This is a genomic window from Rhizobium phaseoli (assembly GCF_001664385.1).
Taxonomy (GTDB): domain Bacteria; phylum Pseudomonadota; class Alphaproteobacteria; order Rhizobiales; family Rhizobiaceae; genus Rhizobium; species Rhizobium phaseoli.
Genome location: NZ_CP013532.1, coordinates 1,404,997 through 1,417,852, shown reverse-complemented (window position 1 = coordinate 1,417,852; position 12,856 = coordinate 1,404,997). Strand labels below are relative to the sequence as shown.

10 protein-coding genes are annotated in these 12,856 nt (G+C 63.0%); 7 read left to right on the top strand and 3 right to left on the bottom strand.

All coding sequences use genetic code 11. The features are described from left to right. Positions 1-42: 42 nt before the first annotated feature. Complete coding sequence (locus AMC88_RS06890; RefSeq protein ID WP_012483224.1) at positions 43-945, top strand: DMT family transporter; 903 nt, start codon at positions 43-45, stop codon at positions 943-945. A gap of 80 nt (positions 946-1,025) precedes the next feature. Here the strand turns inward: AMC88_RS06890 and AMC88_RS06885 are convergent, their stop codons facing one another. Both AMC88_RS06885 and AMC88_RS06880 read right to left on the bottom strand, forming a co-directional pair. Then, positions 1,026-1,640, bottom strand: a complete 615-nt coding sequence (locus AMC88_RS06885; RefSeq protein ID WP_004672572.1) for a L,D-transpeptidase — start codon at positions 1,638-1,640, stop codon at positions 1,026-1,028. 135 nt (positions 1,641-1,775) lie between these two features. Then, the gene (locus AMC88_RS06880) at positions 1,776-3,440 is read right to left on the bottom strand and encodes an electron transfer flavoprotein-ubiquinone oxidoreductase (protein WP_064825028.1); all 1,665 of its coding nucleotides are present in this window, start codon (positions 3,438-3,440) and stop codon (positions 1,776-1,778) included. 243 nt (positions 3,441-3,683) lie between these two features. Between AMC88_RS06880 and AMC88_RS06875 the strand changes: the two genes are divergently transcribed. After that, the gene (locus tag AMC88_RS06875; protein WP_004670411.1) at positions 3,684-4,472 is read left to right on the top strand and encodes an SDR family oxidoreductase; all 789 of its coding nucleotides are present in this window, start codon (positions 3,684-3,686) and stop codon (positions 4,470-4,472) included. A 9-nt stretch (positions 4,473-4,481) separates the two neighbouring features. Here the strand turns inward: AMC88_RS06875 and AMC88_RS06870 are convergent, their stop codons facing one another. Beyond that, positions 4,482-5,363: a phosphotransferase family protein gene (locus AMC88_RS06870; RefSeq protein WP_064825027.1), complete on the bottom strand. Its 882-nt coding sequence runs from the start codon at positions 5,361-5,363 to the stop codon at positions 4,482-4,484. Between the two features lie 272 nt (positions 5,364-5,635). Here AMC88_RS06870 and AMC88_RS06865 point away from each other — a divergent pair, with 272 nt between their 5' ends. The 5 genes from AMC88_RS06865 to AMC88_RS06845 all read left to right on the top strand — a co-directional run bounded on the left by AMC88_RS06865 (position 5,636) and on the right by AMC88_RS06845 (position 12,851). After that, entirely contained in the window at positions 5,636-6,946 is a 1,311-nt protein-coding gene (locus AMC88_RS06865) for an efflux RND transporter periplasmic adaptor subunit (protein WP_064825026.1), read from the top strand. Continuing rightward, positions 6,943-10,059, top strand: a complete 3,117-nt coding sequence (locus AMC88_RS06860; RefSeq protein ID WP_064825025.1) for an efflux RND transporter permease subunit — start codon at positions 6,943-6,945, stop codon at positions 10,057-10,059. Before AMC88_RS06865 ends, AMC88_RS06860 begins: the two co-directional genes overlap by 4 nt. A 216-nt stretch (positions 10,060-10,275) precedes the next feature. Further along, the gene (locus AMC88_RS06855; RefSeq protein WP_064825024.1) at positions 10,276-11,568 is read left to right on the top strand and encodes an Hsp70 family protein; all 1,293 of its coding nucleotides are present in this window, start codon (positions 10,276-10,278) and stop codon (positions 11,566-11,568) included. Between the two features lie 68 nt (positions 11,569-11,636). Beyond that, positions 11,637-12,527 (top strand): uracil-DNA glycosylase, encoded by an 891-nt coding sequence (locus tag AMC88_RS06850; protein ID WP_064825023.1) that lies wholly within the window; start codon positions 11,637-11,639, stop codon positions 12,525-12,527. Between the two features lie 132 nt (positions 12,528-12,659). Then, positions 12,660-12,851, top strand: a complete 192-nt coding sequence (locus tag AMC88_RS06845) for a hypothetical protein (RefSeq protein WP_010035016.1) — start codon at positions 12,660-12,662, stop codon at positions 12,849-12,851. Positions 12,852-12,856 lie beyond the last annotated feature (5 nt).

Sequence of the window (12,856 nt, the reverse complement as noted above, 5' to 3'; positions counted from 1 at the left end):
TTCTTCAACCGGAGAGGCTCCGGACGGAGAAAGGACAGGACGATGACCACCATTGCTTTTTCGAACGACAAATCGCCGTCGCAGGCGCTGGGTTACGCCGGCGGCACGATCACCGTGCTGATCTGGGCGACATGGTTTCTCGTCACCCGCCACAGCGCGGCAACGCCGCTCGGCTCGATCGATATCGGGCTGATCCGTTTCGGCATTCCGGCCCTCGTGCTTTCGCCCGTGTGGCTGAGGACGGGACTGCTGCCGAAGGGCCTGCCGCTTCATCTGCTCGTGATCATGGTGTCCGGTTCCGGCGCCGTCTTCTTTCTGCTGACCACCTTCGCCATCCATTCGACGCCGGCTGCCTCGTCAGGCATTCTGCTCGGCGGCTCCATGCCGCTCGCCACAGCGCTGATCGGGGTTGGGCTGTTTGCCGAGAGGCCTGACCGCACACGTATTGCCGGGCTGGTCGCAATCGTTGCCGGCGTGCTGATCCTGCTGACCCGCAGCCTTGCCGACGCCTCGCTGCCATGGACAAGTTTCGTGCTGCTGCCGGCCGGCGCTCTTCTGTGGGCGAGCTATACGCATGCCTTCCGCCGCTCCGGCCTGACGGCCGTGCAGGCGAGCGCGCTCATCGCCGTCTGGTCCTTCCTGATCATGGGAGCGCTGGCGCTGATCTTCGGCATCTCACTGCCGCAGGCGCCCCTCCCGGAAATCGGCCTGCAGGCGCTGAGCCAGGGCATTCTTTCCGGCCTCGTCGCCATGCTCGCCTACGGCACCGCGGTCAGAACTCTCGGCGGCACGCAGGCCGCCGCCTTCACGGCGCTGACGCCCGTGCTGGCGACGCTGGGCGGCGGCTTGCTGCTCGGCGAAACGGTCGGCATTGCCGAGGTCAGCGCGGCTGTCGTCACCGGCATCGGCGTGGCGCTTTCCACCGGGATCGCGGCACGTCGCTGACCATCAGCCACCATCAAATAATATGGAAGCCGCCGGCAGCCATCGCTGCGGCGGCTTTTCAATGGCCTGATTTTGCCCGTTCAAGCCTGGATGACGACGACCCTGGCGCCGACTTCGACGCGGTCATACAGGTCGATCACGTCATGGTTCATCATGCGGATACAGCCGCTCGACATGGCGAGCCCGATCGACTGCGGCTGGTTGGTGCCGTGAATGCGGAAATGCGTGTCGCCGCCGCCGCGATAGAGATACATAGCGCGAGCGCCGAGCGGATTGTTCGGGCCGCCGGGCATGCCGCCGGCAAGCTTGCGATAGCGTTCTTCGCGGCGCTGCATGTTTTCCGTCGGTGTCCAGCTTGGCCATTCGGCCTTGCGGCCGATATAAGCGTCACCGGCAAAGGCCAGCCCCTCGCGGCCGACCCCGACACCGTAGCGCATCGCCCTGCCGTCGCCGAGGACATAGTAAGCGCGGCGCGCCGGCGTATCGACGACGATCGTGCCGGCCGCATGCGTGGTTTCGTAGGCCACTTCCTGGCGGCGCAGCTCCGGCTTGATCTTGTCGATCGGCACCTGCTTCAACGGAAATTTTTCATCCGGAAGTGCGGCGTAATTAGTCTGGCTGTTCAAGCCTGTCGAAGAGCAACCGGCCACGACAAACGGCAGAGCAATCAGAAAGCCCCGGCGGGAGATCGTCATGAATGTGTCCTTAGTGCGTCAAGATGATGTCGCAAGCTAAGGAAATTATGGTTAATGAATCGCTAAGGACGGGCGTGGGAATACGATCACGAAGGCGTCAGCGGGTGAACTTGCCGGCCGCAGCCGGCAATCCTCTCACATATTGGGATAGACCGGCCCCTCGCCGCCCTGCGGCGGCACCCAGTTGATGTTCTGGTTGGGGTCCTTGATGTCGCAAGTCTTGCAGTGCACGCAGTTCTGGGCGTTGATGACGAAGCTCTTGTCGCCGTCCTTCTCCACCCATTCATAGACGCCGGCCGGACAGTAGCGCGTCGACGGGCCGGCAAAGATGCCGAGCTCGGAGCTCTTCTGCAGGCCCATGTCCTTGACCTGCAGATGCACCGGCTGGTCTTCCTCGTGATTGGTGTTCGACAGGAACACCGAGGACAGACGGTCGAAGGTCAAAACGCCATCCGGTTTCGGATAGGCGATCGGCTTGTGCTGCGAAGCCGGCTCCAGCGACTGCGCATCGGTCTTGCCATGCTTCAGCGTACCGAAGAAGGAGAAGCCGAACAGCGTGTTGGTCCACATGTCGAGGCCGCCGAGCGCCACGCCGAGCGCGGTGCCGAACTTCGACCACAGCGGCTTGACGTTACGGACACGTTTGAGATCGCGGCCGATGTCGCCCTTGCGCCAGTCGGTCTCGATCTCGACGACCTCGTCATGGCTGCGGCCGGCTGCGATGGCCGCCGCCAGCTTCTCGGCCGCCAGCATGCCCGACAGCGCGGCATTGTGGCTGCCCTTGATGCGCGGCACGTTGACGAGGCCGGCCGAACAACCGATCAGCGCGCCGCCGGGGAAGGTGAGCTTCGGCACCGACTGATAACCGCCCTCGGTGATGGCGCGCGCCCCATAGGAGAGCCGCTTGCCGCCTTCGAAGGTGCCGCGGATCGCCGGATGCGTCTTGAAGCGCTGGAATTCCTCGAACGGGTAGAGATAGGGGTTCTTGTAGTTCAGGTGGACAACGAAGCCGACCGCCACCAGATTGTCTTCGAGGTGATAGAGGAAGGAGCCGCCGCCGGTCTTCATGCCGAGCGGCCAGCCGAAGGAGTGCTGCACCAGGCCCTGCTTGTGGTGCTCGGGCTTGACCTGCCAGAGCTCCTTGATGCCGATGCCGAATTTCTGCGGCTCGCGGTCCTTCTGCAGATCGAACTTGGCGATCAACTGCTTGGCGAGCGAGCCGCGCACGCCTTCGCCGATCAGCGTATATTTGCCGCGCAGCTCCATGCCGCGGGTGTAGTTCGGCCCAGGCTCGCCGTTCTTCTCGATGCCCATGTCGCCTGTAGCAACACCGATCACCGCACCCTTGTCGTCGTAGAGCACTTCGGTGGCGGCAAAGCCCGGATAAATCTCGACGCCGAGCTCTTCCGCCTTGCCCGCCAGCCAGCGACAGACGTTGCCGAGCGAGACGATGTAATTGCCGTGATTGTTCATCAGCGGCGGCATCATGACATTCGGCAGGCGGATCGAGCCGGCCGGGCCGAGCAGCAGGAAATGATCGGATGTGACTTCCGTCTTGAAGGGATGATCGGCCTCATCGCGCCAGCCGGGCAGCAGCCGGTCGATGCCGATCGGATCGACGACGGCACCCGACAGAATATGGGCGCCGACCTCCGCGCCCTTCTCCAGCACGACGACCGACAATTCCGGATCGACCTGCTTCAGCCGGATCGCCGCCGCAAGACCGGCAGGGCCTGCGCCGACGATTACGACGTCGAATTCCATGCTCTCGCGTTCGGGCAGCTCAGTCGTCTCGGTCATTCACTCGTCTCCGCTTGGCCGTCTGCGGCCATCATCCCATGGGTGACTTTCTTGTCAAAACGGCGAAGCATTGTCGAGCCGGGATGCGACAGCCAATCTCCAATTCGCACAATGATCTTTCCGCCGATCCGAGATTTACGATAACGCTTACGTTAACGTCAATTACGAAAGCGGTGCCGCACCCTCTCTTTTCTTTTTCGTTGTCTGCGCCTTATACATCGCTGAACGTCATCGGAGAAAATCATGGATCTCGGCATCAAGGGCAAAAGAGCGCTCGTTCTCGCCTCCTCGCGCGGGCTTGGCCTCGGCATCGCCGTCGCGCTGGCGCGGGAGGGCGCAAACGTGCTGCTCTGCGGGCGCAGCGGCGAGCAGCTGGAGGCCAATTGCAAGGCGATCAACAGCGAGGGCCACGGCCGGGCAGACTGGATCTGGGCCGACCTCGCAGACGAGGGCTTCGTCGAGACGGCCAAGACCGCCGTGAAGGACAAGTTCGGCGGCCTCGATATCCTCGTCAACAATACCGGCGGCCCGACGCCCGGCACGACCGAGGAGATGACGGCCCAAAAGCTTGAAACCTATTTCCTCTCGATGGTCGCCCGGGTGATCACGCTCACCAATGCGCTACTGCCTGATATGAAGGCGCAGGGCTGGGGTCGCATCCTGACGGTCGCCTCGTCGGGCGTGATCGAGCCGATCGCCAACTTGGCGCTGTCGAATACGCTGCGCCCCGCGCTTGCCGGCTGGAGCAAGACGCTCGCCTCCGAAGTGGCGCATTTCGGCATCACCACCAACCTGCTGCTGCCGGGCAGCATTCTGACGGCGCGGCTCGACGATCTCGATGGTGCCGCGGCAAAGCGGACGGGCAAAAGCGTGGAGGAAATCCGAACCGACAAGGAGGCGCGCATTCCTGTCGGCCGCTACGGCCGGGTGGAGGAGTTTGCAGCAACCGCGGCCTTCCTGTGCAGCCAGCCGGCAAGTTACATCACCGGCTCGCTCATCCGCTGCGACGGCGGCGCGGCACGATCCGTCTAATTGATTCTCTCAGACGAGGCGGGCTGCGGCGGCTGCCCAGTTCGCCGCGCTGCGGATCATCTGTTCGACATTGGCCGGATCGTCGGCAAGTTCGGCGAGTTCGGAAAGCCTGTGGAAGCCGGTCATGATCGCGATGCGCCGTCGGTCAAGCCGGCGCACGGTCAGGATCTCATAGGCCGCGACGATGCGTGCGGTCAGATCGGGCGAGATGAAGTTCGAATAGATGAACTCCTGATGCAACGGCCCGAAACCGGAATCGGCGAAATCGTAAATGCCGTTGAGCCTGCCGTGGCGAAAGTCGAAGGCCATGTTCCAGCCATGGCCGTCGAAAAAGCCGTAGACATTGCCGTAAGGATCCGGCGGCAGGAATTCGAAATCCGAAACCACGGTCTCGGCAAAGCGCTGGATATCAGCCGGCAGCAGCGGCAAGGCCTTCGCTCGCACCACGGCCGGCGATTGCCACGGCTGGATCGCCGCTGCGCCGGCCGCGCGCAGGCGGTCGGCGTCGAGCGCATGCAGCTCGGCGTAAAACCGCGCGAGATCATCCGCCAGACGCTGGCGTACGCCCTCCCCGAGCGCCTCGTAATCTTGGTCAATGAGATGTTCGCCCTCGAGCTTGGCGTGACAGGAGAAGATCGGCGGCCCGTCGTGAATGCGCATATCGGGAACCGCCATCGATAGCGACGGCCTGATGATGTCGAGCAAGGCCGCTTCCTTCACCAGCGCCCTTTCGGCGCCGAGATGACGGGGAAACTTGAAGATCAGCGTGTCGTCGACATCGACCGCGATCGAATCCCAGCTTTTTGCAGACAGCTTGAAGACGGAGGCCGTCAGGTGGGGAAACACGCTTGTGATGAGAGTGCGAAAATCGCTGGTGTCCAACTCCGTCATGACGAGCTGCCTTCTCTGTTTTCCGCTATTCCTTGTGTGCAGCGACCCGCATGCGGGAGCGGCATTCGGCTGCCAGCAATGCCGCCGCGGAGCCGCGTCAAGCGCACTCCGGCTATATTAGTATAATTTGAATATTACGGAATATTCATTACAAAAATTTAAGCCGTTATAACCACTTAGTGATCGCGACCGGGGAATTATGTCTTTTTTGCGCCGCAATAAAAGCGGCTCAATCAAGCATAAATTCGCAACCCTGCTCAACCGGTCTCGCCATGAAGAAATTTTGGATCACCGTCACTATTATCGCCGTTGCCGCCGTCGGTCTTTGGCAATTCGGCAATTTGATCCCCTACGCCTCGCGCATTCCCTACCTCTCGCAGCTGATCAGGCAGCCGGCCGCCGGCAATGACAGCGGCCAGCAGGCTGAGGGCGGCCAGGCACAGGCCGATCCATCGCAAAATGGCAGTCAACATCAGGGCGGCGGCCGCAGGCGCGGCGGCGGCGGACCGACCGTCGTCAAGACCGTCGCAGCGGCCAAAACGACGCTGCCGATGGATGTGACGGCGTCCGGCTGGGCCGACGCGGATGACAATACCACCATCGCCGCACAGGAACAGGGGCTGATCGTCAGCATCGCTGCGCAGGACGGGGCGACCGTCAAGGCCGGCGACCTGATCGCCAAACTCGATGACCGGACGGCCAAGGCCGCCGTCGACAAGGACAACGCGATGATCGTGCGCGACACGGCGACGCTTTCGGAAGCCGAGACCGCGCTGGTGCGGGCGCAGGACCTGTTCGACCAGAAAGCCGGCACCCAGCAGAGCCTCGATCAGGCGAGAGCCGCGCGCGACACCGCCGCCGCCACCGTCGATGCGGACAAGGCGACACTTGCCTCCGATCAGATCCTGCTCGAGCATACCGATATCCGCGCGCCCTTCGACGGCCGGCTCGGCGATATCGCCGTCAGCAAGGGCGCCTTCCTCAACGCCGGCGCGGCCATCGTCACCATCGCCAAATACGATCCGATCTATGTGAAATTCCACCTGCAGGAACGATATCTGCGCGTGCTGAAGAAAGCCCTGGCTGCCGGTCCGGTCGAGGTCAGCACGGTTCCCGCCTCCACCAAGGGCCAGGTCCGCAAGGGCGAAATCAGCTTCTACGACAACGCAGTCGATACCGCCTCGGGCACGATCCTCGCCAAGGCGAAATTCGAGAACGCCTCGGGCGCCCTCTGGCCCGGCCAGTCGGTCAATATCGTGGTGCATTTCAACAATGACGAACAGCAGGTGGTGGTGCCGACCGTTGCCGTCAGCCCCGGCCCGGACGGTTTCTTCGCCTTCGTCGCCAAGGATGGCAAATCGCGGCTGACACCGGTGACCGTCGCCCGCGCCAATGGCGGCTTCACCGCGATTGAATCAGGCCTTTCCGAAGGCGACCATGTCGTCGTCGAGGGCCAGGGCCAGCTCAGCGATCAACAAGCGATCCACGAACAGTTCGACGAAAAGGCGCTCGATGTCGCTTCCGCCGACGCGCCTCGGCAGCCCCAGCAGTCCGAGACGATCACGGTGGGAGCGCAGCAATGATCCCGAATTTCTGTATCCAGCGCCCCGTCGCGACGACGCTGCTTGCGATCGGCGTCATTCTGGCCGGCCTTGCCGGTTACCGGCTCGTGCCGGTCGCGGCCCTGCCCCAGGTCGATTTTCCGACGATCAACGTTTCGGCGCAGCTGAGCGGCGCTTCGCCGCAGACGATGGCGACGTCGGTCGCCACGCCGCTGATCAAGCAGTTCGAGACCATTCCCGGCATCAGCGAGATCAGCGCCTCAAGCTCGCTCGGCAGCACCAGCATCGTGCTGCAGTTCGACCTCAATCGCAATATCGACGCGGCCGCGGCCGACGTGCAGGCGGCGATCTCGCATGCGACCAGGCAACTGCCCGACAATCTGACGACGCCGCCGAGTTACCGTAAGACCAACCCGGCCGATGCGCCGGTCATGCTGCTTTCCGTGCAGAGCAACACCATGCCGCGCAGCAAGCTCGACGAGATCGCCGAAGATATCATCTCGCCGTCGCTGTCCACTCTCCCCGGCGTCGCCCAGGTGAGCGTCTTCGGCGCGCAGACCTATGCGGTGCGCGTCGAGGTCGATCCCAACAAGCTGCTCACCCGCGGCATCGGCATCGACACCGTCAACAAGGCGCTTTCTGCCGCCAACAGCCAGCAGCCCGTGGGCACGCTGCAGAACAATGCGCAGAGCATGACCATCACGGCGAACACGCAGCGCACCAATGCCGAGCAGTTCCGCTCGCTCGTGATCGCCAATCCGAACGGCGCGCCGATCCATCTCAGCGATGTCGCCGACGTCCAGGATGGCGTCGAGAACCAGTATACCGGCAGCTGGTATGATGGGCAGCGCGGCATCATCCTCGCCATTCAGCGGCAACCCGATGCCAACACGGTCGACGTCGTCGATGCGATCAACGCCAAGCTGCCGCAGCTTCACGCCGAAATCCCGGCTTCGGTCACGACCGTAGTCATGAACGACGCCGCAAAACCCATTCGCGCCGCCATCGCCGACGTGAAATTCACGCTGTTCCTGACGATCGGCCTCGTCGTCCTGGTCATCTACCTCTTCACCGGCCATGCGACCGCGACGATCATTCCGGGGCTTGCCGTTCCGCTGTCGCTGATTTCGACCTTCGGCATGATGTATGTGCTCGGCTACAGTATCGACAATATCTCGCTGCTCGGGCTGACGCTCGCGGTGGGGCTGGTCGTCGACGACGCCATCGTCATGCTGGAAAACATCCTGCGGCATGTCGAGGAAGGCATGCCGGTGCGGGAGGCGGCAATCAAGGGGGCCGGCGAAGTCAGCTACACCATCATCTCCATGTCGGTTTCGCTGATCGCGGTCTTCATCCCGATCCTGCTGATGGGCGGCGTCGTCGGCCGCGTGTTCAACGAATTCGGCATGGTGGTGGCGATCGCCATCATCTCGTCGGCCATCGTCTCGTTGACCGTGACGCCGATGCTCGGCTCGCGTCTCTCCAACAATCACAGCCGCCCGCCGCTCCTGATCCGCCTCTTCGATGCCGGTTTCGAGCGGACACTGCGCGGCTATGACCGGTCGGTCGGCTGGTGCCTGCGCCATCGCGTCACCATCCTCGGCGTGTTCCTCGGCTCGGTGGCGCTGACGGTCTATTTCTTCATGACGCTGCCGACGAGCTTCTTCCCGCAGGAGGATATTGGCCGCCTGACAATCAGCACCCAGGCGCGCCAGGACATTTCCTATTCCGCCATGGAGGCGCTGCAGCAGCAGGCGGCGGCCGCCGTCAAGGCGAACCCGGCGGTCAACCACGTGATGTCGACGATCGGCGGCAACCCGAACAAACCGCAGAACAACGGCTCGATGTTCGTCGAACTCAAGGACAAGAAGGAGCGGCCGCCGCTTGACCAGACGCTGCGCGAGCTGCGCACGGCGATCAACAAGATCCCCGGATTGCAGGCCTTCGTGACGCCGAACCAGAGCCTGCGCTTCGGCGGCCGCCAGACCGCCAGCCAGTATCAGCTGGTCATCCAGGCGCTGAGCGCCGACCAGACCAACCTCTGGGCCGGCAAGATCCAGGCGGCGATGCGCAAGGACCGGCTGTTCACCGACGTCACCTCGGACGCCCAGAACAACGCCCTGCAGGCCAATATCGTCATCGACACCGAGCGGGCGGCCGCCTACGGGATCGACAATGATACGCTGCGCACGACGCTGCAGGAATCCTTCAGCGGATATACGGCAGCTGAGATCCAATCGACCGGCGACAGTTACGACGTCATCGTCGAATACGACACGAGCAAACCCTGGGACGACCAGAAACTGGCGGAAATCCGCGTCGCCTCGTCCAATGGCAGCCTGGTGCCGCTGTCGAACTTCGCGCATGTGCAACGTACCACCGGCCCTGTTACCATCAACCAGACGGGCCAGCTCGTCTCAACCACCGTGTCCTTCAATCTGCCGGAAGGCGTGTCGCTCAGCGACGCGACGGCGGCGATCGATGAGATCAAGAAGGAGATCAGCCTGCCGGCCGACGTCTTCACATCCTATGGCGGGACGGCGGAAATCTTCCAGCAGTCGCAGGGCAACACGCCTTATCTGATCCTGGCGGCCGTGTTGACCATCTATGTCGTGCTCGGCGTGCTCTATGAAAGCTTCATCCATCCGCTGACCATTCTCTCCGGCCTGCCGGCGGCGGCCTTCGGCGCGCTGCTGGCGTTGAAGATCATGGGCTTCGATCTGTCGATCATCGCGCTCATCGGCCTGCTGATGCTGATCGGCATCGTCAAGAAGAACGCGATCATGATGATCGACGTGGCGGTGGAGACCATGCGCACGACCGGCGAAAAGGCGACGGCGGCGATCCACGAGGCCTGCGTGCGGCGCTTCCGGCCGATCATGATGACGACCTTCTGCGCCCTGCTCGGCGCTCTGCCGATCGCGCTCGGCACCGGCGCAAGCTCGGAGCTGCGCCAGCCGCTCGGCATTGCCGTCGTCGGCGGCCTTGTCGTCTCGCAGCTGCTGACGTTGTTCATCACCCCTGTCATCTTCGTCGAGATGGACCGGTTCGGAAACTTCCTCGGCCGGCTGATGGGCCAGAAGAAGGTCGAGGCACCGGTGTTGCAGGAGGCAAGGGCGATGGCTGCCGAATGATGATGGCCCTCTGACTTCCGCGCCGCTCAGCCCTTGAGGCGCACTTCTTTTCCCCGGCCAGGAGAAGAAGTGCGCCGGCGCTCGCATCAGCTTTCGATCCTCTTGAATGTGTCACGCCTCTGTGGCATCACCCGCCCTCCTTGATCCGGGCGTTGACACGCCCTTGCGGAGCAACGCTCCGTCTCCAATAACAATCGGCATGAAAGAGGTGCGGGCATGGCTCAGGCGCTGGGTTTGGACTTCGGCACGACCAATACGGTTCTCGCCACGGCGGATGGCGGGGCGACGCACTCGATGGCGTTCACGAGCGCGGCGGGCACGGCCGACAGCATGCGCACGGCGCTGTCCTTCATGAAGGATGCACAGCTCGGCGCCTCGGCACTGAAGGTGGAGGCCGGTCATGCGGCGATCCGCCAGTTCATCGACAATCCCGGCGAATGCCGCTTTCTGCAGTCGATCAAGACCTTTGCGGCGAGCGCGCTGTTCCAGGGCACGCTGATCTTCGCCAAGCGGCATAATTTCGAAGACCTGATGGAGGTTTTCATCAGGCGCCTGCGCAACTATGCCGGCGACAGTTGGCCGTCCGATGTCAGCCGCATCGTCACCGGCCGGCCGGTACATTTCGCCGGCGCAAGCCCAGATCCTGATCTGGCCACCCAACGTTATAACGAGGCGCTGTCGCGCTTCGACTTTCCCGAAATCCACTATGTCTACGAGCCGGTCGCCGCCGCTTTCTATTTCGCGCAGAACCTGAAGCGGGATGCGACCGTGCTGGTCGCCGATTTCGGCGGCGGCACGACCGACTATTCGCTGATCCGCTTCGAGACCGTCGCCGGCAGACTGACGGCAACGCCGATCGGTCATTCCGGCGTCGGCGTCGCCGGCGATCACTTCGACTACAGGATGATCGACAACATCGTCGCGCCGCTGATCGGCAAGGGCAGCCATTTCAAAAGCTTCGACAAGATCCTTGAAGTGCCGTCCAACTATTATTCCAGCTTCGGCCGCTGGAACCAGCTGTCGATCTTCAAGACCACGCGCGAATTCGAGGATCTGAAGAAGCTGGTGCGCACCAGCCTGGAACCGGAAAAGCTGGAGATTTTCATCGACCTCATCGATCATGACGAGGGTTATCCGCTCTATCAGGCGGTATCGGCGACGAAGATGGCGCTCTCGGCGGCCGAGGAGGCGTCCTTCGATTTCGCACCGCTCGGCCGCAGCGGCCACCGCAGCGTCCGGCGCAGCGATTTCGAAGGCTGGATCGCCGACGATCTCGCCCGCATCGAGGGCGCGCTCGACGAAGTGCTCGAAAAGACCAATACGAAGCCTGCCGAGATCGACAAGGTGTTCCTGACCGGCGGCACGTCCTTCGTGCCGGCCGTGCGCCGCATCTTCACGGAGCGTTTCGACCGCGACCGGATCGAAAGCGGCGGCGAACTGCTGTCGATCGCCCACGGCCTGGCGCTGATCGGCGAACGCGACGACATCAGGCAATGGACTGTGCAATAGATCGTGCAAGGGCGGCCAATGTGCAGCCTGCCCTTTCAATGCCTATTTCTCTCCGTTAAACTTGCCGCATGATCTCCGCCAACGACCTTTCCCCCGCCGAGCTTGCAGCGCTTCTGCATTTCCATGCGGATGCCGGCGTGGAGTGGCTGCTGGAGGAAGAGGCGGTCGACCGCTTCGCCGAGTTCGAGGCGATGAAGGCCGCGCGCCGCCCGGCGTCGGCGCAGCAGGAACGCCCTGCCACCGGGGAGCGCCCTAGCGTCGGAGAACGTCAGACATCGCCGCGCCCGACTGCCGCAGCCCGTCCGGCCCCGGTCTCCGGCCCGCAGCCGGCGATTCCGGACGGCGAGGCAGTGCAGCAGGCGCGTTTCGTCGCCGAAGCTGCGCGATCGCTCGGCGAGTTGAAGACCGCGATCGAAGCCTTCAACGGCTGCAATCTCAAACACAGCGCCCGCTCGACCATCTTTGCCAGCGGCGATGCCGAAAGCGGCATCATGGTGATCGGCTCGGCGCCGAGCGCCGAAGACGACCGTGAAGGCCTGCCCTTCTCGGGCAAATCCGGCCAGTTATTCGACAAGATGCTGGCGGCGATCGGGCTGAACCGCTCGAGCGTTCTGCTGACGCAGGTCATTCCCTGGCGTCCGCCGGGCAACCGGGCGGCATCGGCGGCCGAGATCGACATCTGCCGGCCCTTCATCGAACGACAGATCGCGCTCGCCGAACCGCAGGCGATCCTGCTGCTCGGCAATTTCGCGGCGCGATTCTTCTTCGGGGAAAACGATACGATTCACGGCTTGCGGGGCCGCTGGAAAGACATCGTCATCGCCGATCGTACCATTCCGGCCATCGCCAGCCTGCATCCCCAGGATCTGTTAACCGCACCCGTCAACAAGCGGCTGGCCTGGAACGATCTTCTCGCCTTCCAGGCAAAACTGAAATCCCTGTCTCTGCTCAGAAATTAGCCGCAGTTGAATAATTTATGAAGCGCGCCATGCATTATTCGCATGGCTGCATCGCGTCAGCACGCATTGCAGAATCTATGTTGCACTGCAATATATGCCTGTGTCTTGGGAGGAATCACAGGAACCAAGGCCATGAACAAGAGATTTCGTCCTATCCATTCCGGGTTTGAAACCCTTCGCCTCGCCGGCGACCAGCTGCGCTCCACACACGGCTACAGCCGCTTCGGCTTCGCCACGAACGAACAGATGATCGCCCGCGGCACTGGCATCAACAGCCGCACGGCGCGCCCGAACGCCATTTTCTCAGACTTCCAGCAATACTGAGCGGC

What these genes read in the sequence shown, in the direction of transcription:
- AMC88_RS06845 (WP_010035016.1), top strand. Translation starts at nt 12,660, where the DNA reads ATGAACAAGAGATTTCGTCCTATCCATTCCGGGTTTGAAACCCTTCGC.
- AMC88_RS06880 (WP_064825028.1), bottom strand. Translation starts at nt 3,440, where the DNA reads ATGACCGAGACGACTGAGCTGCCCGAACGCGAGAGCATGGAATTCGAC.
- AMC88_RS06875 (WP_004670411.1), top strand. Translation starts at nt 3,684, where the DNA reads ATGGATCTCGGCATCAAGGGCAAAAGAGCGCTCGTTCTCGCCTCCTCG.
- AMC88_RS06855 (WP_064825024.1), top strand. Translation starts at nt 10,276, where the DNA reads ATGGCTCAGGCGCTGGGTTTGGACTTCGGCACGACCAATACGGTTCTC.
- AMC88_RS06870 (WP_064825027.1), bottom strand. Translation starts at nt 5,363, where the DNA reads ATGACGGAGTTGGACACCAGCGATTTTCGCACTCTCATCACAAGCGTG.
- AMC88_RS06860 (WP_064825025.1), top strand. Translation starts at nt 6,943, where the DNA reads ATGATCCCGAATTTCTGTATCCAGCGCCCCGTCGCGACGACGCTGCTT.
- AMC88_RS06890 (WP_012483224.1), top strand. Translation starts at nt 43, where the DNA reads ATGACCACCATTGCTTTTTCGAACGACAAATCGCCGTCGCAGGCGCTG.
- AMC88_RS06850 (WP_064825023.1), top strand. Translation starts at nt 11,637, where the DNA reads ATGATCTCCGCCAACGACCTTTCCCCCGCCGAGCTTGCAGCGCTTCTG.
- AMC88_RS06885 (WP_004672572.1), bottom strand. Translation starts at nt 1,640, where the DNA reads ATGACGATCTCCCGCCGGGGCTTTCTGATTGCTCTGCCGTTTGTCGTG.
- AMC88_RS06865 (WP_064825026.1), top strand. Translation starts at nt 5,636, where the DNA reads ATGAAGAAATTTTGGATCACCGTCACTATTATCGCCGTTGCCGCCGTC.